Genomic DNA, 24,138 nt, shown 5'->3' on the forward strand with positions numbered 1-24,138 from the left:
CAAGATGATATATCACTATGATATATTTACAGGAAAGATTTTGCAATTATTTTTTTCAAACAAAAAGGAAAATTTTTCGATATTTTCCCCGGGTTGGAAAATCTTATAGTATGATAGAGGAAGGGAAATTTGTAGAATAGTCCAATTTTTTGTCCGATGAATGAACTGTTCATTTGAACAAACAATCTTGTAAAAATTTTGAGGATGATAGTATGGAGTTCAACAAGAACATTTTGGATATGGGCATTGCAGGCCATAGAGGGGTTGCAAATGTGGAAAATATCCTGTTTGATCTCGTATTCCGCCACGCGAAGGATATGGTTTTCATCATGAAAGTCGAGGAGGGGCCAACCTTCCGGTATTTGTTCGTGAATGAAACCGCTTTCCTGCGGGCGGGCATTTCGCACGAGTCAATCGGGAAAACGTTTCAAGATGCCCTGCCTCCGGAGATTGCCGGAAAACTTCAGGTAGAATATACGCGGTTCCTTTCCTCCAATGGCGCAAAGTCGGTGTTCGATGCCTCTTTCACCGAAGAAGGCAAGGAGTTTTTCGGCGAAACCGTCCTGTCAGCGGTAAGGGACCAAGCAGGCTTAATCCAGTATATTGTAGCGATTACAAGGGATATAACTGAATATCTTCTTGAAAAAAATAAAATCATTGAAAGCGGACAACGATACAGATCGATTGTCGACCATAACATGGATGCAATCTTTTCAATTGCAATGGATGGGCGAATCCTCGAATCCAATCCTGCTGCCGTAAAGCTGACGGGGTTTCATGAACAGCAGTTGGTCGGGAGCTCGATTTACGAGCTCGTCTCTGATTTGGATTTTGCGAATTTTAAGGCGCTCGTTGAGAATACAGGCAACGGCCAATCGCAGGAATCGCTCGACTGCCGGTTCATCCACAGGAAAGGGTATTTGCTTACGCTGCACATCAAAACGGTTCCGATTATCGTTTTCGGTGAAATAAAAGGAATCTATGTCATTATCCGGGACATATCCGAGCAATCGAAGAATGTGGAAATGATTAAATATATGGCGTTTCATGACCAATTGACAGGGCTGCTCAACAGGAGGGCGCTCCTTGATAAGCTTAATGAACAGCTTTTTTCCCCAACAAGGCATGATAGTGAGTTCGCCTTGATTTCCATCGATTTGGACCGCTTTAAATACTTGAATGATTCCCTCGGACATCTCGTCGGGGATGAAATATTGAAAAAGGCCGCTGCCCGACTGCTGGAATGCCAAAACGACCATTGTTTTGTCTACCGGCAGGGTGGTGATGAGTTTATCATCCTCCTGCTTCATACGACGAGGAAGTCCACCGCTTTTTTTGCACAAAGGATCCTTTCCATGTTCAAGCGGTCGTTTTACTTTAATTCACAGGAATATTATATTTCGCCCAGCATTGGGATCAGCATGTATCCGAATGACGGAAAAGATGCGGAAACACTTTTGAAAAATGCGGATGAAGCGCTTTATCGGGTTAAGGAGCGTGGTCGGGCGCATTTCCAGTTTTACAGGACGGGCATGAGTTCTTCAGTGACGAATATCCTTTCAATCGAAACGCATCTCCGCAAAGCAATAGAAAAAAAGGAATTGAGCCTTCATTTCCAGCCGCAGGTGGAGTTGATGACGGGAGAAGCGACGAGCTTTGAAGCATTGCTTCGTTGGAATTCGAAGGAATTGGGCCCCATATCGCCCGGAGTATTCATCCCTCTTGCAGAAGATACAGGCTTGATTGTCCCGATTGGGAATTGGGTGATTGAAACTGCATGCAGGCAAATCAAGGAATGGAAACGCCTCGGATATGAAGGGTTCAGAGTTGCCATCAATATCTCCCCGAAGCAGCTACAGCAGCCTAATTTTCCAGCTTACCTGAAAGCGGCTATGGAGCGGCATTTCATCGACCCGGCATGCCTGGAAATAGAAATAACCGAGAGTTCGATGCAAAACACGGAAGAAGCGGCACCTGTTCTAAAGACCATTAAAAGCATTGGTGTCACTGTCTCGGTCGATGACTTCGGGACAGGGTACTCATCGTTAAGTTATTTGAAGAAGTTTCCAATTGATGTGCTGAAAATTGATCAATCCTTTGTGAAGGATATTAGTGAAAATGCAAAAGATGCCGCCATCGCTTCGGCAATCATCCACCTTGGCAAAAGCCTAGGGGTCGAAGTAATTGCCGAAGGGGTTGAAACGGCCGGACAGGCGGAATTCCTGGCAATGGAAGGCTGCCAAAAGGCACAGGGGTATTATTTTGCAGCACCGGCTCCTGCCCATGAATTGGAGGGCACATATTTAAAACTGCCAATCCCTGCAATGCGGGAATACAGCTAACGAAGAACCCTTTATCTGTGTGATAAAGGGTTCTTCCATTGGGTTTGCAGTGCAACCTGCTTCAATTACCCTAGAACAGCGTCTACTTCGTTGAGTTTTTCAACGTAAAAACCGTTAATTCGGGTTTCGACATAAACCTGAAAGGGAGCCTTGTTGTTCCCAGCCCTCTGTTGACATAAAGGGTGAGCGGCACCTCACCGGCTATGGTGTAAAAGCCTTCATGGTATTTCTCCGCGAACGGCGGCTTTACTAGTGCCCCAAAGAACGGAATTTTGATTTGCCCTCCATGGCTATGGCCGCTCAACTGGAAATGGAACCCGTAACCAGCGGCGTCGTCGGCGAGGTCTGGGGCATGGGACAATAGAATCTTATACGCATTTGCCGGAATGCCTTTGACTGAAGATTCGATATCCGGTTTTCCCAGCATGGCATCGTCAATTCCGGCCAGGTAAATCGATTGGCCATTCCTTGTGACCGCCACGCTTTCATTCACAAGTGTCCTAAATCCTGATTCACCCATTATGGTTTTATAAAGCTTTGTACCATAGCCGCCATGGTCGTGGTTTCCATAAATTGAAAATTTCCCAAGCGGGGCATGAAGCGCCTGAAGTATCGGAATGATGGCGTGGGCTGAATCGAATTTATTCGGTTCATCCATTAAATCGCCGCTAAAGATAATCATATCGGGTTTAAGGCTGCTGATTTTTCCTGCAAGTTCTGTAAGCTGTCCGAGCGTATATTGGAAGCCAAGATGTGTGTCGCTGAACTGGACGATACGTATGCCGTCGAGTTGCTCGGGAATGAGAGGGTGGATGATTTCATGTGTTTGGACGTCAAGCAAGATTGGCTCAATTTCCCTTGCATAAAAATATCCTCCCGCTCCAATCCCCAATGCCGCGAGTGTGCCGCCAACCAAAGATTTAAGAAACGTCCTGCGCGTTTGTTTTTTTGCCATCATCTATCTACCAGCCTGTCTTGTAAACTCTTTAAAAATTCGGGCATTCAGTTTTAATACTATCAAACTAAAACTTGTAATAGAAGCGGAGTCCTTTACTAAAATACGATACCAATTATCAGAACATTCCCACCTTTTGTGGTATGCTTTGGAAAAAGAGGTATGGAGGTATGAAGATGCAGGGCAAAACGGTTATTGTCACCGGGGGATCGAGTGGGATGGGGAAGTATATGGCGAAAAGATTTGCGGAGGCCGGCGCGAATGTGGCGATTACCGGCCGGTCAATTGACAGGCTTTTAAAGGCGAAGGAGGAAATGCCCGTGAGCGGGGGAAACATCCTCCCGATAGAAATGGACGTGAGAAATATTGACGATGTCACAAGGATGGTAAAAGAAACAGTTGCAGAATTCGGGGAAATTCATTATTTGGTCAATAATGCGGCCGGCAATTTTATCTGTCCGGCCGAAAAGCTTTCCCCGAACGGCTGGAAGTCAGTGATCGACATTGTCTTGAATGGCACATTTTATTGCAGCAGGGAGGTAGGGAAGCACTGGATTTCGAATAATGGAAAAGGTGCAATCATTAACATGGTTGCAACCTATGCGTGGGATGCGGGGGCGGGAGTCATACACTCAGCCGCCGCAAAGGCTGGCGTCCTGTCCATGACAAGGACGCTCGCGGTCGAGTGGGGAAGGAAATACGGCATTAGGGTAAACGCAATCGCCCCGGGGCCGATTGAAAGGACCGGGGGTGCGGAAAAGCTCTGGGAATCGGAAGAAGCGGCCATGCGCACACTTAAGAGCGTTCCGCTTGGCAGGCTTGGAAAACCAGAAGAAATCGCTGAATTAGCTTATTTCCTCTTTTCCGATAACGCCTCCTATATTAATGGGGAATGTATAACGATGGATGGCGGACAATGGCTCAACCAGTTCCCGTTTTAAAGTGAATTTTTCGATTGTTAATGGTGAAATGAAACGGACTTGAAAAGTAAGGGACCCATTTCGGGAGGCGAGGAAAGGTTGGGAAAAATCATGGCCATTCATTGAGTGTTAATTATAGCTCACTGCGCGTTTTTTTAAGGCTATCCACGAGTGGATAAACTGTTCTTTGTCAACACCATGTTGCACTTTGCCGGATAGGGGGTCGTTTACATACACTTTATCCGAATCAAACCCGACAAGGACAACGGCGTGGAGATCCAAAGGAGTCCTGATTGTCCGTTTTCCATGCAGCCAGGACTCCCATCTATCGGGTAGCCTGAAATCACCGGTCGTCCAGATCACCGCCGGATTTCCCGCCGCGATATGGCTGAGAACATCCTTAAATTCCTTATTAGTCAAATTTACAGCCCTTCCCGGCAAATACTTGTCCATTAATTCGACAATCGGTTTATCAAACACAGCATATCCAGGTGCCTTCCCTGTCATATCGCCAACAAACCCGCGAGCAGGGTCTCCCCATCTCTTTATATCCCCCTTTGGCCTATCGAGCGGATCGGATTCTTTCCTGACCGCCCGATAAAGCTCCATTTTATCGACAGATACTCCCGCGTAATTCAGGACCATCGCGAGGCTAGTCACCTCGCAGCCGTATTTTAGCTCAGGATTTTGTTTAATGAGAGGAACATCCAGGATCACCTTATCTGGCAGACCGCCAATCGAATCGTCCTTTGTTTGATTCTTATCAACCATCTGCCCAAAAGGCTTGCTTATACCTTGTTCATCCGTAGTTATGGCGGGGGTACGCGTTTGCTGCCCGCCCCTCGTAATGGCATCGCTATTGCATCCCTGGATGAATATTAAACCAGCCAAGAAAAACCGGATATTCAAAGAAATCCCCCCCAAAAAAAATTATGCGTATGATTATATTCCCCAATTTGCAGGCTGGTATAGAAGAAGCCGTCTGCCAAAACAATCCATGATGGGCCGAAACAAAATAATTTTATCCATTTGGGCCGAACCTGGTTAAACATCTGTGATACAGGGTAATGGATAAGAAGTGCACATGCATAACGAATCATATTTAAGTTGATATTGAAATAAATGCCCTGAAGGAGGGCTAAACAGGGGGAATATTCGTGAAAAAATCATTGTTTTTGATTTGTGCGTTTATGCTGTTTTTGCCTCTGTATACTGAAGCGGAAACAGGTGAGCGGATGGGAAGGGACGAGGCGTTTTCTTTATTAAGGAATGCATTTGAAGCCCAGTTATCCCTTGGTGAAGAGCTTCGTTCGAAAGAGGAAGTCGATGCAATCCTTGCCCCGTATTTTACAGACAGTTATAAAGGGCTTTTCCTAGAAGCAAACCTTGTTGAGGAAAACGGAAAATATGTTACATATGGGACCGACTTTGGCCAATACTATATCCCGTACTATGGATTTTCCGACAGTACGCAAGTTGTAGTTGGGAAAAATGAAGCGTACGTTTTTGAGTTTTTCCCGGAAAGCACAGACGGGCCGGTGGGCTATGATAGCCATTATGAAGGCCTCTTGCTTGTAAAAACACCTGAAGGCTGGAAAGTTTCCAAGTATTTATACGACGATATTCCTGATTCGGTTATTTCACAATCTGAGTTACCGGCTGCCGCGGTGGATGAAAGCGGTATGGAGACTCCTGCCGCACCCGAGCGGGAAAAAGCAGTGGAGGCTGCTTCAATCCATTTCCAGCTCGGGGTGAATCCGATTGGCGGCCTTTTCCAATACGCAGCCTTCATTGGTGAGGGGCAGGCTGGAAGCCTCGCTGCTGACGGGAAGATGGATGTTAGGGAAAATGCAAGTGCATTTGCCAAATGACCACCAATCCAGGAATGCCGCCCATTTAGAATGGGCGGTTTTCTTTCAGAGAATTAAAAATTTCCCTGTTTAATCAGTTTTTACTTGTATGTATGTACAAAACTAATTTATGCTGTTAGTATTGGCAAACAAGGAAAACCAGATGAAATCTGGGAAGATCCGTATGGATAGAAACGTGCGGGGAGAGAAATCTAATAGCAATAGCTTGTTTGTGTTTTGAAAGGAGAGAAAGCATGTCACAGCTACAAGGGATTATTACCCGCTTAAAAAATCTTCAGGAACAATCGGGCGGCGGTGAGCCTGCACAACGCTACTTTGAGGTAAATGGCGAGCGGAAATGCCAGGTTACGTTTCACCCGAAAACAGAAACGTTCGAACTGGAAGTATACAATGATAAGGAAAAACCAAAGCGTTACCAGTTCGATAATATCGATATGATTACAATTGAAATTTTTGAATTGATTCAATGATTAACGCCAGGAACCTCGAAAACAGGTTCCTTTTTCAATTCCTGATCCGAAGCCTAAAATAACCAGAACCCGCCAGAACTATGGTAGAATATATATGGTGTAAAACAAATTTGAGGAGCATTCAGTAATGATAAGTCTTCATAGCGGAGAATTTTTAGAAATTAGCATTAGGGATCTGATGATTCCTTCCGAGAGGGTAGCACATGTCCAAATGGGAAATAACCTGGAGCATGCTTTGCTCGTTCTTACAAAGAGCGGATATACCGCCATACCCGTCCTTGATCCGCACTACAGGCTTCTTGGACTGATCAGTACGTCGATTATTATGGACTCACTCCTGGGGCTTGAGAGAATTGAATTCGAAAAACTGGAAGAAAAAAAGGTAGAGGAAATCATGAACCACTCCGTTCCCCGTGTGCAAATGGGTGCATCCATTAATCGTTGCGTGGAATTATTAATCAATCATCCGTTTTTGTGCGTTGAATCAGGCGATGGGCGGTTTGAAGGGATTCTGCCGCGGAGTACTGTGCTTAACCAGTTGAATAAGCATTTAAAAAAGCAGAATAAGAAGTAATTTTTACCAAAGGGCTCCCATTAGTGGGGGCTATTGTTTTCAGCCATTAACGAATATTTACGTAAAAGAGGTGCAGTCTGTGGGGGAAGCCTTTAAGAAGCAGCAGGCGGGAAAAAAACTCACGCGTCGGCCGCTCGTCCTTGCGTCCGTAATGCTTGCCATGTTCATGGGTGCAGTCGAAGCAACCATCGTGTCGACGGCGATGCCGGCAATCGTCGGGGAGCTGGGTGGCTTTTCCCTATATAGCTGGGTATTTTCAGCCTATTTGTTAATGAATGCCGTAACGGTTCTTATATACGGAAAATTGTCTGATTTATTCGGAAGGAAACCAGTCCTTCTTTTCGGGCTTACAGTCTTTATGATTGGCTCGATCTTGTGCGGCTTTGCGGAAAAAATGGAAATGCTGATTGTGTTCAGGCTTATCCAGGGTTTTGGGGCCGGCGCCGTGATGCCGATCGCGACAACGATTGTTGGGGATATTTACAATACAGAAGAGCGCGCTAAAATCCAGGGATATCTTTCTAGTGTGTGGGGCATCTCGGCTATCCTTGGTCCTGCAATCGGGGGGCTCCTTGTGCAATATGCAAGTTGGCATTATGTGTTCTGGGTGAACATTCCCCTTGGAATCCTGTCCATGGCAGGCCTTTGGATGTTCCTTCATGAGAAGGTCGAGAAGAAAAGCCATGAAATTGACTACATAGGCGCAATCCTCGTGACAATCGGAATTTCCTCTCTGATGTATATTCTTGTGGAAGGAGGGCATCGCTGGAACTGGGTATCACTTCCTTCAGCGGCTTTCTTCCTTGTCAGTTTTACGGCAATCACGCTCTTTGTCATTCAGGAAAAACGGGCAGCGGAACCGATGATGCCATTTTCGATTTGGAAAGAAAAGTCGATTTTTATTGCAAATATCGTATCCCTTACAACAGGGGTGATGCTGATCGGCATTTCAAGCTTTCTCCCGGCGTTTGTCCAGGGGGTAATGGAACAATCCCCAATCGTTGCCGGGTTCGCATTAACAGCCATGTCCATCGGCTGGCCCATTGCCTCGGCTTTTTCCGGGAGGATTTCACTTGCGAAAGGATACAGGTTCACATGCCTTGTTGGGGGAGTCTTACTGATTGTTGGCGGAACTTTTTTTGCGACAATGTCTCCAGGTGCAGGCCCGGTGTGGGCGGCTTTTGGTTCCTTTTTTACAGGTGCGGGAATGGGACTGACATCGACCGCTTTTATCCTGCTGATTCAGGGGACTGTCGGCTGGCAGCAGCGCGGTATTGCAACGGCATCCAACATGTTCATGCGAAACCTTGGCAATACGATTGGCGCTGCCTTGCTTGGCGGAATCCTTAATAGCCGCTTTATGGCTTACCTTGAAAAAAACGGGACAGGCACGGAAGGCAATCCAACGCTTGAAACGGCCAATGTCCTGCTTGATGCAAAAGAGCGGGCCGCGCTCCCCGGGAACGTAAAGGCCCTTCTCCAGGAAGGCCTTACGGTTTCGCTCCATACCGTCTATATTGGCGTATTATTGTTTGCGATAATCAGCATGGCAGTGATTTTGTTTTTGCCAAAAAAGAAACCAGCATAAAAAGCCCGGGGAAACCCGGGTTATTTTTTTGGGAATAAATAAGTTATAATATAAGAAAATCTTATGGAGGAATGGGAATGTCCTCACTTTCCGAGTTTCAACTTTTATCCGTACTGGCACAGGAAATGAATATGCGCAAGGCGGCCGAGCGGTTGTTCGTTTCCCAGCCTGCCCTTAGCCAGCGCCTTCAGTCCATTGAAAAGGAATGGGGCGCGAAGCTTTTTATCCGTTCGCAAAAAGGGCTTGCACTTACTCCCCAAGGTGAAGAAGTCATCCGGTTTGCCAATGGCGTCCTAGCCGAAGAGGAAAAGGTAAGGGAAGCCATCCACTCAATGGAATCCGGTGTGTCGGGAACACTTAAAATTGCAGTCGCAACCATTGTTGGACAGCACTGGCTCCCAAAGGTGCTGAAAAAGTTCATTGAGCGTTATCCCCAGGCGAAGATTTCGCTTGTGACCGGCTGGAGCAGCGAAATCCTTCGTTCGCTTTATGACCACCAAGTCCATATCGGCATTATACGCGGTGCGCCTGAATGGAAAGGGAAAAAGGTCCATTTGTTCGAAGACAGGCTGTTTCTTGTGGATAGGGAAATTTCGAACATGGAGCAGGTTCTTGAAACAGACCGGCCTTTTATCCAATTTAAGAGCGATTCGAATTACTATCAGGAAATCCAGGAATGGTGGCATCGCCAATTCAAGCTGCCGCCAAAGAGGACTGTTCTTGTCGACCAAATTGAAACATGCAAACAAATGGCCTTCAATGGCATTGGTTATGCAATCCTCCCGGAAATCACACTCCATGGCGCCGGGGAGGATATTTTCAAGCTCCCGCTCCTTGATGAATGGAACCGGCCGATTAAACGGGACACATGGCTTCTTGGGTATGAATCCTCGTTTGAACTAAAACAAGTCAGGGCGTTTACGGAGTTGATGCTGGAACATATTAATGATGGGAAGTAACGTATTTTTTCTTGTTTTCAAACAGGCGGTCTGTTAGCGTATTTTTCAAATATGCATCTTGGAGGAAAACCAATGAAAATGATGGACGCCAATGAAATTATTTCGTTTATTCAAAACTCGAAGAAATCCACTCCAGTAAAGGTATATATATAAGGCGATAATGAAGGAATGGAAGCCTGATATGATTGTATCGCTCCATATCGCCCCCGAATACCCGGTAGGAACGGTGGCGCTTAAAGAAGGGCTGCTGTTCGCCAATACATCGGAGTTGTTTATTGATTTGACAGGAAAAGGAGGGCATGCAGCATTTCCGCACTAGGCAAACGACATGGTTGTCGCTGCCTGCTATCTTGTATCCCGGCTTCAGACAATTATTTCACGCAATGTTGACCCGCTCGATAGTGCCGTGATAACCATCGGCAAAATCACCGGAGGAACGGTACAAAACGTGATTGCTGAAAGGGCTAGGCTTGAGGGGACGATTAGGACCTTGTCACCCGAATCAATGAAAACAGTCAAAAGAAGGATTGAGGCCATAGTAAAGGGGATCGAGGCGGGGTTTGAATGCGAAGCGGCCATCGATTACGGTGCCATGTACCATCAGGTTTTCAATCATCCTGGGCTCGCAACTGAATTTTTCGACTTTGCATCGGCTTTGGACGGGGTAGAAGCAGTCCGCTGCAAGGAGGCGATGACGGGTGAAGATTTCGGCTATATGCTGAAGGAGATACCCGGATTCATGTTCTGGCTTGGGGTCAATTCACCAAACGGCCTCCACCACTCCGGGCTAATGCCCGATGAAGCTGCGATACCCCTGGCCATCCGCCTGCTAAGCGGGTACATTTCTTTAAAATCCGGGCCAAAGGACAAGCCATGAGCAAGCTGTTTCCCGTTCTAAAGTAAGGGATGATAGACTTATAATAGGCCTGTTTCACCTGATTATTTCACGGTGAGATGGGCAAGACTATAAGGGTGGCTATTCTTAGGAACAGTGATTGCTGGTTTGAACGGTGATTGGTTAAAATTGACTGTGTTAAGGGGTTGCCCTATAATAGGCGATGTAAAAGGGATAGCGAACAAGCTATCTCCCGTACATAACAATATTTTGGAGGGATTTTCATGCCGGAACGTATGGTAGGAAAACAAGCACCGCGATTTGAAATGGAAGCAGTACTGCCGAACAAGGAGTTTGGAAAAGTAAGCCTTGAAGAAAACATGAAAAACGACAAGTGGACTGTTCTTTTCTTCTACCCAATGGATTTCACTTTCGTATGCCCGACCGAAATTACGGCTCTTTCAGATCGTTATGATGAATTCGAGGATCTTGATGCCGAAATCATAGGCGTATCTACCGACACAATCCATACCCATCTTGCCTGGATCAAAACAGATAGGAAGGACAATGGCCTTGGCGATTTGAAATATCCGCTTGCTGCCGATACGAACCATGTTGTATCCCGCGATTACGGAGTGCTGATTGAAGAAGAAGGCGTCGCGCTTCGCGGCCTGTTCATTATCAGCCCGGAAGGCGAATTGATGTACCAGGTAGTCAACCACAACAATATTGGCCGTGATGTAGATGAAACCCTCCGCGTCCTGCAGGCTCTTCAAACTGGCGGACTTTGCCCGGCAAACTGGAAGCCAGGCCAAAAAACTCTTAGCGTTTAATCGGCCATTCGATGGCCAATTGAAACCATCATTATCTAAAGACCTAACCAATTCATATGTTAGGTCTTTTTTTAGCAAACAATAACGGGGAGGCAATGAGATGAAATTACGTGAACCAATGCCTGAACTTGCAGGCGCCACCGAATGGCTGAATGGTGAAGTGACAAGGGACCAGTTGATTGGCGAAAAGCCGACCCTAATCCATTTCTGGTCAGTCAGCTGCCATCTGTGCAAGGAAGCGATGCCGCAGGTGAACCAGTTCCGCGACGACTATAAAGACAGGCTAAATGTAGTGGCGGTACATATGCCAAGGTCGGAAGATGACCTGAATATGGAGGATATTAAGAAAACCGCAGCTGAACACGGCATTACCCAGCCAATATTTGTTGACAGTGAACATAAGCTTACGGATGCATTCGGAAATGAATACGTCCCTGCGTATTATGTTTTTGATAAGGAAGGAAAGTTGAGGCATTTCCAGGCGGGCGGAAGCGGCATGAAGATGCTCGAGAAGCGGGTAAACCGCGTTTTGGACGAAACGGAAAAATCTGAATAAAGAAATTGGGGCCTGGCACCTTGGGATGCCGGGCCTTTTTTCCTTTGCAAAAGTCGGCTGCCACAAACAATTCGCCATCCCCGTCTAATTTGTAAAGGAATGGGGGGTATCAGAGTATGGCAAACCTTAAAAAATGGGTGCTAATCATGGTTTTTGGGCTGGCTGCCCTATTGGCGGCATGCAGCAATGCGGGTCAATCGGATTCAGCGAAAATGTCAGATAGTGCGGGGCAAAACACAATGGACAGGGATTACGGCGACTCGGTTGCAGGGGAAGGGGATAGAAAGGAAAAGTCGGACACATCGGATGGGGCGAAACCATCCAAGGATGTCTCGGACCGAATGGTTATCCGGAATGCCGAACTTCATTTGCGCGTCAAGAACTTTGAAAATGCCCAAAAATCGATTGAATCAAAAGCTGAAAAATTAGGCGGGTACATTGTTGAATCCTCTGTCTCGCGGGATGGAGGCGAGCAGACGAGCGGCATCATGACAATCCGTGTCCCGGCTGCGAAGTTTGAAAGTTTTTTACATGAAGCTGAAAAGGACGCCGCCGAGGTACTTGACCGTTCAATTCGCGGGGAGGATGTTACGGAACAGTATGTCGACCTGGAGTCCAGGCTAAGGTCCAAAAAAGCGGTTGAGGCGAGGCTGCTGGATTTCATGAAAGGGGCGACAAAGACGGAAGATTTGCTTCAAATATCGGCCGACCTCGGAACGGTTCAGGAAGAAATTGAGCAAATAACCGGAAAAATGAAGTATCTTCAAAACCAGTCATCCTTATCGACTATTAAAATCTCCCTTTTTGAAAGGAAATTGATTGCCAAAGCAACGACACCAGAGGAGCTCGATACGTGGGCAAGAACGAAAAAACAGTTCATCAGCAGCACGAACTTCCTTCTTTCAGCCGGATCGGGATTAATCGTCTTTTTCGTTGGAAACCTTCCCGTTTTCCTCATTCTAATTGTTGGCGGGCTAATAATTTTCTTTTTCATAAAAAAAGTGGTAAAAAGAAGGGGAGCAGAATAAGCTGACAGCCGTCGAACATCTATTAAGACTGCGGTTTTACCCGATATCCTCTCGGCCCGTGTTTGCGGGCCCTGTTTTTTGGCTATAGGAATTACAGCCAAAAAGGGGCAAGTCGTTAGAACATAGATTTGCAGCGACATTTGTCACAATTTGTTCACAATTTCACAAGTGATGTGGATGTCTGATTTTACTTTATGGAGGGAAAGCAATTGGAACTTGATAGTGTAATGCTCAGCCGAATGCTAACATCAATGACTCTCGCATTCCATATCATTTTTGCGACCATTGGCGTGGGGGTTCCGGTCATGATTTCTTTGGCGGAATTCATCGGCATAAAGAGGAAGGATGCACATTATATCCTCCTCGCCAGAAGGTGGGCGAGGGGTTTTACGATTACCGTCGCGGTAGGTGTGGTTACAGGAACGTGCATTGGCCTTCAGCTTTCGTTGCTTTGGCCAAGTTTTATGAGAGTTGCGGGCCAGGTAATCAGCCTGCCGCTCTTTATGGAAACATTCGCTTTTTTCTTCGAAGCTATTTTTCTCGGAATCTACTTGTATACGTGGGACAGGTTTAAAAAGCCGATTTACCATTGGCTTTTGTCCATCCCTGTCATCATCGGTTCCTCGGCCTCGGCCATTTTCATTACCACGGTGAACGCCTTTATGAATACGCCTCAAGGCTTCACGCTAAGGGACGGAGTAATAACAGGAATCGACCCGCTCAAGGCGATGTTCAACCCAGCGACGCCTTCGAAGGTTTTTCATGTGCTGACATCCTCCTATATGACGTCGGCCTTCATACTCGCAGCAATAACTGCCTGGGTAATCCTATTCGGCAAAAAGACAGAGTACCATATGAAATCTCTGAAACTTACAATGGCCGCCGGACTCATATTTGCCCTGGGAACGGCAGTGGCAGGAGATATATCGGCTAAGTTCCTCGCCAAGGTGCAGCCTGAGAAGCTTGCTGCCGCAGAGTGGCATTTTGAAACAGGCAAAAACGCCGACCTTATCCTATTCGGTACTCTTGACGAAAACCGGGAGATACATAATGAAATCCGGTTGCCAAAAGTATTGAGCTTCCTTGCAGGCAATTCCTTTGATACGGAAGTTATAGGGCTTGACAAAATCCCTGAAGATGAACAGCCTCCATTATGGATTCATTATATGTTTGACCTGATGGTGGTAATTGGCATGTATGCCACTTTTATATCCGCTGTTTTCGTCTTCCTGATGAGGTTTAGGGGGAACCCGTTCAATAAGCCGCTCCTATGGTCAATTGTCGCAAGCGGGCCTCTCAGCATGCTGGCCATTGAATTTGGCTGGATATTCGCCGAGGTTGGCCGCCAGCCTTGGATTTTAAGAGGCTATATGAAGGTGGCGGAGGGGGCAACCAGGGCGGATCATGTCGGGTTGACATTTCTGATGTTTCTTGCGCTCTACCTCGTCCTTGCAGTTATGACAGTCATTGTCCTCACCAGGATGTTTAAAAAGAAAACACCTGAGCAGGAATTCGAAGAACGGTATTCCAATGCATTTTAATAGTATGGAGGCTTGCAATGGATCCGTCGGGAAACCATTAAGGAAAGGGGTATGATGATGAGCTTGCAGCTTTTGGGCATAACTGTCCTATGGACGTTTTTGTATGGATATCTTATCGTCGCCTCGGTCGATTTCGGGGCTGGATTCTTTGCCTACTACGGCAAAATAACGAAAAAAGATCATGTTATCAACCATATTATCAGCAGGTACCTTTCTCCCGTGTGGGAAGTTACCAATGTGTTTTTTGTTTTCTTTTTTGTCGGGTTGATCGGTTTTTTCCCAGACACTGCGTATTACTATGGTACTGCCCTGCTTATCCCGGGCAGTATTGCACTGATTCTCCTTGCTCTCAGGGGCTCGTTTTACGCGTTTGGGAATTATGGCGCTAAAAAAGGTAATAGCTTTTACTTATTCCTTTATGGCGCTACGGGGCTGTTGATTCCGGCGTCGCTTTCAACCGCCTTGACCATTTCCGAAGGCGGGTTCCTGGAGAAGAAGGGGGACTCTGTCGAATTTCTAGCCATGAAACTGTTTGCGAGCCCTTATTCCTGGTCCGTAGTATTGCTCGCGATTGTTTCAGTCCTGTTCATAAGCGCTTCTTTCCTAACCTATTATGCCGACAGGGCCAACGATGTTGACGCCAGGAACGTACTGCGGAAATTTGCTTTGTTTTGGAGTATTCCCTGCATTCTTGCCAGCCTGCTTGTTTTCACAGCCTTGAAGGGCCACAATGCCAGGCATTTCTCCAATGCCCTTGATATTTGGTGGATGTTTGGGCTTTCGTTCCTTTGTTTTTTGGTGGCAACTATTTTCATTTACCGGAAAAAATGGTTCGGATGGGCGTTCATCCTTGTTATGCTTCAATTCTTTTTCGCTTTTTTCGGATACGGGGCGTCTCACCTTCCATATATCCTTGACCCGTTCATCACAATCCACACAGCCGTGACAAATGATGCGATGGGGACGGCGCTCGTAATCGCTTTTATAGCGGGGCTTTTCCTGCTCGTCCCGTCGCTTGGTCTATTAATGAAGCTGTTCCTTTTCGACGCCGATTATGTGCGTGGAAAAAAGTGATGTTTCGGTTTTGTCCCTTTTTTGCTACTATAGGAATAAATATGTTCCTTGGGGGAATCTGAGTGAAAAAAGATTTTGCAGTTATTGGCCTCGGCCGCTTTGGCGGCAGTATTTGCCGCAGGCTGTCCGAACTGGGGATGGAAGTCCTCGCGATGGACAACAACGAAGAGAGGGTTAATGAGTACGCCTCCATTGCCTCCCATGCCATTCTCGGGGATTCCACCGATGAGGCAGTCCTGAAGGCAATTGGAATCCGGAACTTCGACCACGTCATCGTCGCGATTGGGGACAATATACAGGCAAGCATCCTGACTACCCTTATCCTGAAGGAACTTGGGGTAAAGCATGTAACGGCCAAGGCGCTGAATGATTACCATGAAAAGGTTCTTTTGAAAATTGGCGCCGATGTAGTTGCGCATCCTGAACGCGATATGGGAATCCGCATCGCCAATAATATTTCAACGAGTACCGTCCTCGACTATCTTGACCTTTCCGACGAACACAGCATCGTTGAAATTGTCGCAAATGAACGGCTTGGCGGCAATACAATTATCGGCTTGAATATCCGCGCCAGGTACGGAATCAACATCGTCGCAATAAAGAGGGGGAACGACATAATCGTTTCTCCGCTGGCAAACGAGAAAATCTGGCTTGGCGATATTTTGATTGTAATCGGAGCCGACGTGGACATTGAAAGGTTCAGGAAGAAGGTTATAGAAGATTAAAAAAGGAAGCTTGCGGCTGCAAGCTTCCTTTTTCGTATTTTCTATCCACTTTTTTAGATCTCCATAATGATTGGAAGAATCATTGGGCGGCGTTTGGTTTTTTCATATAGGAATGGGCCGAGTGTATCGGTGATTTCGTTTTTGATTTCGGACCACTGGGTCGTCTTCCGCTCCATAATCTTGTTCAGATGCTTTGAAATGAGGGCTTGGGCATCGTTGATCAGGTCACCGGATTCCCTCATATAAACGAATCCGCGAGAAATGATGTCAGGTCCGGAAGCAATCTTGAATTCCTTCATATTGATGCTCACAACAACGACCACAAGGCCTTCTTCTGACAAGATCCTCCTGTCGCGAAGGACGATGTTCCCGATGTCGCCAACCCCGCTTCCATCGATATAGACAGAACCAGAAGGGATTTTACCGGCAATTTGAGCACTGTCTTCCGAAAGCGCAAGTACTTCGCCATTGTCCATAATAAAACAGTTTTCCTCCGGCACGCCGCAATCGACCGCAAGCTTTGCGTGCATCTTCTGCATACGGTACTCACCGTGGATTGGCATAAAGAACTTCGGCTTGATAAGCCTTAGCATGAGTTTTTGTTCTTCCTGGCCTCCGTGTCCGGATGTATGGATATTGCTTAGTTTGCCATGGATTACATCGGCGCCAGCGCGGAACAGCATATTAATTGTCCTGCTAACGCTGATTGTGTTCCCCGGAATTGGGGAGGAGGAGAATACAACAGTGTCTCCAGGGTTGATCTGTATCTGGCGGTGTGTGCCATTTGCTATCCTCGAAAGGGCGGCCATTGGCTCACCCTGGCTTCCTGTACACAGAATGGTTACCTGGTTTGCCGGGAGCCTGTTGATTTGCTGGGCGTCAATAAAGGTTTCCTTTGGTGCACGGATATAGCCGAGTTCCTGGCCGATGTTGATGGCCGCTTCCATACTCCGCCCAAAAACGGCAACCTTCCTGCCGTTTGCGACGGCAGCTTCAACTACTTGCTGCAACCTGTGGATATTGGAAGCGAAAGTCGCGAAAATAACCCGGCCATCCACCTTGCGAAAAATATCATCGATACTGTCGCCAACCCGGCGTTCGGACATTGTGAATTCGGGTATTTCACTATTCGTGCTATCCGAAAGGAGGCAAAGAACGCCTTCCTTCCCGATTTCAGCCATTTTCGTCAGGTTCGCAGGCTCGCCAACCGGCGTGAAATCGAATTTGAAATCTCCGGTATGAACGACTTGTCCATTCGGAGTTTTTACAACAATCCCATAAGAATCAGGAATGCTATGTGTTGTTCGGAAAAACGTAACGGCGGTTTTCCGAAACTTAATGATGTCGTCTTCTTTAATTTCAATAAACTTTGTTGTCCTTAGCAGGCCATGTTCTTCCAACTTGTTTTTAATCAGTCCAAGCGCAAGCTTTCCTCCATATATCGGTACATTGACTTCCCTCAAAAGGTAAGGAATCCCGCCAATATGGTCCTCGTGGCCATGGGTAACAAAAAGCCCTTTGATTTTTTCTGCATTTTTCACAAGGTAGGAATAATCCGGAATGACATAATCAATTCCAAGAAGTTCGTCCTCCGGAAACTTTATGCCGGCATCGATTAGGATGATTTCATCCTGGAATTGGACTGCATACGTGTTTTTCCCAATTTCGCCAAGGCCGCCAAGGGCAAAAACAGCGGTTTGGTCATTTTTAACAAATTTCATAAATAATCATATCTCCAATACATTAAAGTCTTCATCTTTTTTTTCATATTCCAGGTAGGCACCTTTTACTTGCTGGACAAATTCAATATTGTAGCCTCGGTCGGCCAGTCTTTTTCTGACATCCCTTTCCGACTCACCCTCGATATAAAGGGATTTGGTATTTTCCCTGATAGGTACCTCGTTGAGCCTTTCCTGGTAATAAATCTTGAATAACATGTTTCCTCGCTCCTATCTCCACATTTGCATTGTCTATTATAAAACCCCTGGTCCGAATTCCATGCCTGTGCCGGATTCCGGGGGAAACGCTAACATCATTCCCACTGCCTTTCAATTTACAATAAGGAAGGAGCCCTCCGCAAGTTTGAAGGGCTCAAAACATTAGGCAATGGATTTTTTTCGTAATAAATCTTTCCACTGTTTTAAAAGCTTTTGTCTGAGCTTCTTTAACATAGTGGATCATCTCCTTACCTTTATTTTATACCATCCTTGTCCAATGTAAAGCAGCCAGGTGAATAATTGGGCTTGTTTTTCCGATTTTCGGGCGTGAATCTTAACAAAAATCGTTCTTCTTGTTACTACTAGTATATGTGTGTCCGTTCAATATCTTCATGGTTAATCTTGGAATCGTTAAATGTCAGTAAATTGACAAGATATTTCTGAAAGATTAATGTTTTTACTATTGAAAGACGTCAGGGGGAATGGTTTTGGGCAGGCTTTATGTATCGTTAGTAGGTTTGGGTATGATTTGGGGAACTTCCTTTATGTTTATCAAAATTCTTTTAAAAACACTTGGGCCAGCGGAGGTCGTCTTCGGCCGTACGTTCTTCGGCGCCGCCATGCTTTTGGCCATCGCCTTTGCTGTGAAAAAATCTTTGCGGCCATTAACGGGGCTTCCCCACGCGAAACTTATCGCCATTGCACTTGCAAATAATGTTTTGCCGTGGCTGCTGATATCAGCAGGAGAAACAAAGATAACATCAAGCCTTGCCTCCATTATTAATGCTACTACCCCCATATGGACTTTGTTAATCGGGTTTCTATTCTTTTCGGCAAAGCTTCGGAAAAACCAGTGGATTGGGGCTTTCATTGGGTTTTGCGGAATATTCCTTCTTTCCGATTTTGGGAGCAACACATTTGGGTCGGGCAATTTGGCGGGCATTTTAATGATGAGTGGGGCGGCGCTTTGTTATGGCATTGGATCGCATATGACGAAGAAATATGCCAGTGGAGTGCCAATCTTTGAACTTTCGCTGTATACGCTCGCTTTTTCCTCGGTAGCGAGTTTCATTGCGATGCTCGTAACGGGGCTGCCGGACGCATCGGTTTTCTTTAGCCTGCACAATATAGGGGCGTTTGTCGGCCTAGGGGCAGTGGGTTCGGGAATTGCCTATCTTATTTATTATTATCTTGTGCAAAAAGGGAGCCCTGAATTTGCTGCTCTTGTAACCTATTTAGCACCGGTCTTCGCAATCATCTGGGGAGCGTTCCTTCTCGGGGAGGAAATCCATTTGTCGATGATGTTGGGCCTAGGTATTATTTTTTCAGGCGTCTATATATCTTCTATTAAACCAAAAGCTCGTACCGCCAGCAGTTCCAACCAAAAAGCCAAATCGAAGACAGCGAATTGAAGTTTAAAAAGCAAAAGCCATATTCCATGGCCGATCAATGAAGCATCCGGTTTGGCTTTGTGGAAAAATAAGCCGCCCATAAGGATTGGACGGCTGAAAAAATCATCTTTCGATAGGAATTGCATTTTCAATCGGCTTATAAGGGTCTTCCTTGTTGATATGGTCATAGAACATAATGCCGTTCAGATGGTCAATTTCATGCTGGAAGACGATAGCGGTTAGTCCTTTTAGCCGGAGCTTTACTTCGTTCCCATCCGCGTCGTATCCTTTTACCGTGATACGCGCGTATCGTGGGACATAACCTGGGTGGGGCTCATCGACTGAAAGGCACCCTTCACCTGAAGTCAGGTATGCCCTTTCCACCGAATGGCTCACAATCCTTGGATTGAAAAGGGCGTGGCTATGTACATTCCCTTTTTCGTCATGCACATGGACGGCAATCATTCTTTTCGGCACATTTATTTGCGGTGCGGCCAAGCCTATGCCAGGGCGAAGCCCGTATTTTTCTGCGATCTCGGTGTTCTGGCTATTTTTAACATACTCAAGGAGGCTCGCAAGGGTTTCCTTGTCTTCTTCTGAGGGAGGCATGGGCACTTCATTGGCTGTTTTTCTTAAGGTTGGGTGCCCGTCCCGAATAATATCGTCCATTGTTATCATATTTTTAGTTCACTCCTGTAAAACAAAACATTAATCCCAATCCCTATCGTAGGGAAGAAGTATGACATTAGTCTAGCAGACAATCGCCAAAAAGTTAATTAGATGAATTTTTTGGCCCATTAAAATCGGGTGGTAAAACCGTCCTGTCAAAAACGGCAGGGAGGCGGCTTGTTGCTGCAACAAAAAGAAGAGGCGGGCACCTCTCCTTCATATGCCATTATAGCCAGGCGCAACCGACAATAATCAAAAGAATAAACAGTACAACGATTAAGGCAAAACCCCTGCCCCAGCCGCAAAATCCACCGTATCCGCCAACTCCGACGGGATAGCCGTATCCGCAGTAACCGTACATAAGCGTTCCTCCTCCACATAACGTTCGCCGGCCCTTTTACCCGGGCGACTATTACAGCCTATGCGGGCCCCCATCGGATCGTATGGGCCGGCGCCCACTCATAAAAGGGTATTTCCATGAATAGAGTGGAATATCGCGGACAAGCATTCGTTTAATGAAAGTTGTCAAATGCAAAAACTCCCGATATAGTTGAATTGTTAAGAAAAGGAGTGATTTACTTTGCCATTTTCTCCAACGAAAAAACTGCTGTTCCTTTTAGGGGCAGCCATCATGCTGCTAACAGGGTGCATTGGAAAAGAATCACCGGAATCGCAGCTGTACGAAGTGATGGAAAAAGCGGTAAAAGCCGAAAAACAGTTTGAAGCCCAACAAGATCCCCTCATTGAGCTTGAAACAAAGGAAAAAGCAATTTTTGATAAAATTATGGGCCTTGGCCTGAAGGAATACAGCCAAATATCCACTTTGTCGGATGAGGCACTAGCCATTGTCGCAAAAAGAAAAGAACATATCGAACTTGAGCGCCAAAGCCTTGAACAATCCAGGCAACAATTCGAAAAAGCATCCGCCATCCTGGATAAAATCAAAAAGCCCGAATTGAAGAAAAAAGCAGAATTTCTATATGAAACGATGAAAGAACGATACGAAATACATGAATCGCTCTTTAAGGAATACATGAACGCACTTGAGGGAGACCGCAAACTGTATACTTCCCTTAAGGCAAAGGATGTATCATTGGAAAACCTCGAAGGCCAGGTAAACAAACTTAATGACACTTACTCCAGCATCCTGGAAGCGAATGAAAAGTTTAATGAATTAACCGAAAAATACAATCAGGAAAAGCTCGACTTTTATAAATTGGCTGGGCTTATCGGCAAGGAATCCTAATCGGAGCAGGCAGAGGATGCCTGCTTTTTTTTGCCGGCAAAAGCTCCTTCCGTTTGTTACTTCAAGGTAATATATGGGTGAGACAGAACTAATACAGATTCAGAAAATGAACTAGTACAGATTGATTTATGTTCATGTTATTTTCCAATATTGTAATAGTGGTAAATTTATAGGTCGTGATTATTGACGGTTTGGAAGGGAATGGTGTAAACTCGATTTGCAGGGGAGAATTGTATTAATTTAATGGGGCCAACAACTGGTACAGCATAAAAAGCAGTGCATTGCGGAAATTGGGTTTCCAATCGCCGCGCTTGTGGAAAACTATATAGATATGCGCCAGCTGCCCTTTGGACATACAGGAGTATCAGGCAGCAATTTATAACATTCTTATAGGGAAAGCATCATATAGCCGCTTTTATGGGTAACATAAGTGAGTATTTACATCCCATTAAATAAGAAACCCCGAATTTGTTTGCTGTAAGAAGAGAAAATTGTGGAAAAGAAAGGAATGGTGACCCAAATGGCTTCTAAGACAAAGAACGCCCAAATCGATGCGGTGAAGACGCTCGAAACAGTTGAGCAGCAATTTGAAACGCTCCAGATTTTAAATGAAGAAGGCAAGGTCGTTAACGAGGCGGCAATGCCGGAACTAAGTGATGAACAGCTTCAGGAATTAATGAGCAGGATGGTGTATACACGTATTCTTGACCAACGCTGCATTTCCCTTAACCGCCAGGGCCGCCTTGGATTCTATGCGCCTACAGCGGGGCAGGAGGCTTCCCAGCTAGCTTCCCAATACGCGCTTGAGCAGGATGACTTCATTTTACCTGGGTACCGTGATGTACCTCAGCTTATTTGGCACGGCCTTCCGCTTTACCAGGCATTCCTTTTCTCCAGGGGCCATTATCAAGGCAACCAAATCCCAGAAGGCGTCAATGTCCTTTCTCCGCAAATTATTATTGGCGCCCAGTATATTCAGGCTGCCGGGGTTGCGCTTGGAATGAAGAAAAACGGCTCAAAGTCGGTTGCAATCACGTACACAGGCGATGGCGGTGCATCCCAGGGCGATTTTTACGAAGGCATCAACTTTGCGGGAGCGTTCAAGGCACCTGCGATTTTCATTGTTCAAAACAACCGATTTGCAATTTCCACGCCGGTTGAAAAGCAATCTGCCGCGAAAACTATTGCGCAAAAAGCGGTTGCAGCCGGTATCCCGGGAGTTCAGGTGGATGGAATGGATCCTCTTGCGGTTTATAAAGCTGTCCGTGACGCCCGTGACCGCGCTGTTAATGGCGAAGGTCCTACATTAATTGAAACGTTGACTTACCGCTACGGCCCACACACGATGGCAGGGGACGATCCGACACGCTACAGGACTGCGGACCTTGACAGTGAGTGGGAAAAGAAGGATCCGCTTGTCCGTTTCAGGAAGTACCTTGAAAGCAAAGGGCTTTGGAACGAAGAAAAAGAAAACGAAGTTATCGAAAGGGCGAAGGAAGAAATTAAAGAGGCCATCAAGAAGGCCGACGCAGCCCCTAAACAAAAGGTAACAGACCTTATGTCGATCATGTATGAAGAAATGCCTTTCCACCTGAAGGAACAATATGAAATTTACAAAGCAAAGGAGTCGAAGTAATCATGGCTCAAATGACAATGATCCAGGCAATCACGGATGCCTTACGCATAGAACTTCGCAATAACGAAAAGACTTTGATATTCGGGGAGGACGTGGGGGTAAACGGCGGTGTGTTCCGTGCTACCGAAGGCCTTCAAAAGGAATTTGGCGAAGAGCGGGTATTTGATACACCGCTTGCTGAATCGGGCATCGGCGGATTGGCAATCGGCCTTTCGCTTACCGGCTATCGCCCAATCCCCGAAATTCAGTTTTTCGGGTTTGTATTTGAGGTAATGGATTCCATTGCCGGCCAAATGTCAAGGATGCGCTACCGCTCCGGGGGGCGTTACAATATGCCGATTACGGTCAGATCCCCATTTGGCGGCGGGGTACATACACCAGAACTTCACTCCGACAGCCTTGAAGGATTAATGATGCAGACACCAGGATTAAAAGTTGTCGTTCCATCAACGCCATATGATGCGAAGGGACTGCTGATTTCCGCTATCCGTGATAACGATCCAGTCATTTTCCTAGAACATTTGAAGCTTTACCGTGGATTCCGTGAAGAGGTGCCAGAGGAAGAATACACCATCCCACTTGGGAAAGCGGATATTAAGCGCGAAGGAAAGGATTTATCAATCATTACGTATGGCGCGATGGTTCATGAATCACTTAAAGCCGCGGAAGAACTTGAGAAGGAAGGCCATTCCGTGGAAGTAATCGACCTCCGTACACTGATGCCTTTGGATATCGAAGCAATCGTTGCTTCAGTTGAAAAGACAGGGCGCGCGATTGTTGTCCAGGAAGCCCAGAAGCAGGCTGGCGCCGCAAATTTTGTTATCAGCGAAATCATGGAGCGTTCCGTCTTGAGCCTTGAAGCGCCTGTACTTACTGTGGCTGCGCCTGATACGGTTTATCCTTTCTCCCAGGCTGAAAACGTATGGCTTCCAAATTTTAAAGATGTCATTGAAACGGCCAAGAAAGTACTTACGTTTTAATAGGACAA

At 46.2% G+C, this 24,138-nt stretch carries 23 protein-coding genes and 2 pseudogenes; 19 read left to right on the forward strand and 6 right to left on the reverse strand.

Annotated features, from left to right (window positions below):
- Positions 1-212: 212 nt before the first annotated feature.
- Complete coding sequence (locus ADU24_RS07415) at positions 213-2,342, forward strand: putative bifunctional diguanylate cyclase/phosphodiesterase (RefSeq protein WP_231689585.1); 2,130 nt, start codon at positions 213-215, stop codon at positions 2,340-2,342.
- A gap of 82 nt (positions 2,343-2,424) precedes the next feature.
- On the opposite strand, the gene ADU24_RS07420 is transcribed toward ADU24_RS07415, so the two are convergent.
- Positions 2,425-3,297: a metallophosphoesterase gene (locus ADU24_RS07420; RefSeq protein ID WP_053366027.1), complete on the reverse strand. Its 873-nt coding sequence runs from the start codon at positions 3,295-3,297 to the stop codon at positions 2,425-2,427.
- Positions 3,298-3,473: 176 nt separating this feature from the next.
- On the opposite strand from ADU24_RS07420, the gene fadH reads away from it, so the two are divergent.
- Entirely contained in the window at positions 3,474-4,238 is a 765-nt protein-coding gene (fadH, locus tag ADU24_RS07425; RefSeq protein WP_053366028.1) for a 2,4-dienoyl-CoA reductase, read from the forward strand.
- 108 nt (positions 4,239-4,346) lie between these two features.
- On the opposite strand, the gene ADU24_RS07430 is transcribed toward fadH, so the two are convergent.
- Complete coding sequence (locus tag ADU24_RS07430; RefSeq protein ID WP_231689586.1) at positions 4,347-5,126, reverse strand: C39 family peptidase; 780 nt, start codon at positions 5,124-5,126, stop codon at positions 4,347-4,349.
- 248 nt (positions 5,127-5,374) lie between these two features.
- On the opposite strand from ADU24_RS07430, the gene ADU24_RS07435 reads away from it, so the two are divergent.
- The 13 genes and pseudogenes from ADU24_RS07435 (at position 5,375) to ADU24_RS07490 (ending at position 16,271) form a co-directional block, all read left to right on the forward strand.
- Positions 5,375-6,088 carry a DUF3993 domain-containing protein gene (locus ADU24_RS07435; RefSeq protein ID WP_053366029.1) on the forward strand — a complete coding sequence of 238 codons (714 nt, stop codon included), beginning with the start codon at positions 5,375-5,377 and terminating at the stop codon, positions 6,086-6,088.
- Positions 6,089-6,321: 233 nt separating this feature from the next.
- Positions 6,322-6,558, forward strand: coding sequence for a YkuJ family protein (locus ADU24_RS07440; protein ID WP_053366030.1), 237 nt, complete (start codon positions 6,322-6,324; stop codon positions 6,556-6,558).
- A 127-nt stretch (positions 6,559-6,685) separates the two neighbouring features.
- Positions 6,686-7,132 (forward strand): cyclic-di-AMP-binding protein CbpB, encoded by a 447-nt coding sequence (cbpB, locus tag ADU24_RS07445; protein ID WP_053366031.1) that lies wholly within the window; start codon positions 6,686-6,688, stop codon positions 7,130-7,132.
- Between the two features lie 79 nt (positions 7,133-7,211).
- The gene (locus ADU24_RS07450; RefSeq protein ID WP_053366032.1) at positions 7,212-8,720 is read left to right on the forward strand and encodes an MFS transporter; all 1,509 of its coding nucleotides are present in this window, start codon (positions 7,212-7,214) and stop codon (positions 8,718-8,720) included.
- A gap of 77 nt (positions 8,721-8,797) precedes the next feature.
- On the forward strand, positions 8,798-9,679 hold the full coding sequence (locus ADU24_RS07455; protein ID WP_053366033.1) for a LysR family transcriptional regulator: 882 nt from the start codon (positions 8,798-8,800) through the stop codon (positions 9,677-9,679).
- 72 nt (positions 9,680-9,751) lie between these two features.
- Positions 9,752-9,829 (forward strand): annotated as a pseudogene (locus ADU24_RS22520) (2,3,4,5-tetrahydropyridine-2,6-dicarboxylate N-acetyltransferase); the annotation flags it as partial.
- 7 nt (positions 9,830-9,836) lie between these two features.
- Positions 9,837-10,556, forward strand: a pseudogene (locus tag ADU24_RS07460) (M20/M25/M40 family metallo-hydrolase); the annotation flags it as partial.
- 242 nt (positions 10,557-10,798) lie between these two features.
- The gene (locus tag ADU24_RS07465; RefSeq protein WP_053366034.1) at positions 10,799-11,347 is read left to right on the forward strand and encodes a peroxiredoxin; all 549 of its coding nucleotides are present in this window, start codon (positions 10,799-10,801) and stop codon (positions 11,345-11,347) included.
- A gap of 100 nt (positions 11,348-11,447) precedes the next feature.
- The gene (locus tag ADU24_RS07470; RefSeq protein WP_053366035.1) at positions 11,448-11,903 is read left to right on the forward strand and encodes a TlpA family protein disulfide reductase; all 456 of its coding nucleotides are present in this window, start codon (positions 11,448-11,450) and stop codon (positions 11,901-11,903) included.
- A gap of 116 nt (positions 11,904-12,019) precedes the next feature.
- Positions 12,020-12,931 (forward strand): DUF4349 domain-containing protein, encoded by a 912-nt coding sequence (locus tag ADU24_RS07475; RefSeq protein ID WP_053366036.1) that lies wholly within the window; start codon positions 12,020-12,022, stop codon positions 12,929-12,931.
- A 209-nt stretch (positions 12,932-13,140) separates the two neighbouring features.
- Positions 13,141-14,472, forward strand: a complete 1,332-nt coding sequence (locus tag ADU24_RS07480; protein WP_053366037.1) for a cytochrome ubiquinol oxidase subunit I — start codon at positions 13,141-13,143, stop codon at positions 14,470-14,472.
- A gap of 57 nt (positions 14,473-14,529) precedes the next feature.
- A complete protein-coding gene (locus ADU24_RS07485) occupies positions 14,530-15,546 on the forward strand; it encodes a cytochrome d ubiquinol oxidase subunit II (RefSeq protein ID WP_053366038.1) in 1,017 nt (338 codons plus the stop codon).
- 62 nt (positions 15,547-15,608) lie between these two features.
- Entirely contained in the window at positions 15,609-16,271 is a 663-nt protein-coding gene (locus tag ADU24_RS07490) for a potassium channel family protein (RefSeq protein WP_053366039.1), read from the forward strand.
- 53 nt (positions 16,272-16,324) lie between these two features.
- On the opposite strand, the gene rnjA is transcribed toward ADU24_RS07490, so the two are convergent.
- The gene (gene rnjA / locus ADU24_RS07495; protein ID WP_053366040.1) at positions 16,325-17,992 is read right to left on the reverse strand and encodes a ribonuclease J1; all 1,668 of its coding nucleotides are present in this window, start codon (positions 17,990-17,992) and stop codon (positions 16,325-16,327) included.
- A 6-nt stretch (positions 17,993-17,998) separates the two neighbouring features.
- A complete protein-coding gene (locus ADU24_RS07500; protein ID WP_053366041.1) occupies positions 17,999-18,208 on the reverse strand; it encodes a DNA-dependent RNA polymerase subunit epsilon in 210 nt (69 codons plus the stop codon).
- 488 nt (positions 18,209-18,696) lie between these two features.
- On the opposite strand from ADU24_RS07500, the gene ADU24_RS07505 reads away from it, so the two are divergent.
- Entirely contained in the window at positions 18,697-19,620 is a 924-nt protein-coding gene (locus ADU24_RS07505) for a DMT family transporter (protein ID WP_053366042.1), read from the forward strand.
- Between the two features lie 102 nt (positions 19,621-19,722).
- Here the strand turns inward: ADU24_RS07505 and def are convergent, their stop codons facing one another.
- Both def and ADU24_RS22525 read right to left on the reverse strand, forming a co-directional pair.
- Entirely contained in the window at positions 19,723-20,277 is a 555-nt protein-coding gene (gene def / locus ADU24_RS07510; protein ID WP_053366043.1) for a peptide deformylase, read from the reverse strand.
- A gap of 217 nt (positions 20,278-20,494) precedes the next feature.
- Positions 20,495-20,629 carry a YjcZ family sporulation protein gene (locus tag ADU24_RS22525; RefSeq protein WP_082306853.1) on the reverse strand — a complete coding sequence of 45 codons (135 nt, stop codon included), beginning with the start codon at positions 20,627-20,629 and terminating at the stop codon, positions 20,495-20,497.
- Between the two features lie 219 nt (positions 20,630-20,848).
- Here ADU24_RS22525 and ADU24_RS07515 point away from each other — a divergent pair, with 219 nt between their 5' ends.
- The 3 genes from ADU24_RS07515 (at position 20,849) to ADU24_RS07525 (ending at position 24,130) form a co-directional block, all read left to right on the forward strand.
- A complete protein-coding gene (locus tag ADU24_RS07515) occupies positions 20,849-21,514 on the forward strand; it encodes a YkyA family protein (RefSeq protein WP_082306854.1) in 666 nt (221 codons plus the stop codon).
- Between the two features lie 520 nt (positions 21,515-22,034).
- Positions 22,035-23,150 (forward strand): pyruvate dehydrogenase (acetyl-transferring) E1 component subunit alpha, encoded by a 1,116-nt coding sequence (gene pdhA, locus ADU24_RS07520; RefSeq protein WP_053368833.1) that lies wholly within the window; start codon positions 22,035-22,037, stop codon positions 23,148-23,150.
- Between the two features lie 2 nt (positions 23,151-23,152).
- The gene (locus ADU24_RS07525) at positions 23,153-24,130 is read left to right on the forward strand and encodes an alpha-ketoacid dehydrogenase subunit beta (protein ID WP_053366044.1); all 978 of its coding nucleotides are present in this window, start codon (positions 23,153-23,155) and stop codon (positions 24,128-24,130) included.
- Positions 24,131-24,138: the final 8 nt, after the last annotated feature.

Origin of the sequence: Bacillus sp. FJAT-27245 (genome assembly GCF_001273955.1) — a bacterium.
Lineage (GTDB): Bacteria > Bacillota > Bacilli > Bacillales > Cytobacillaceae > Bacillus_D.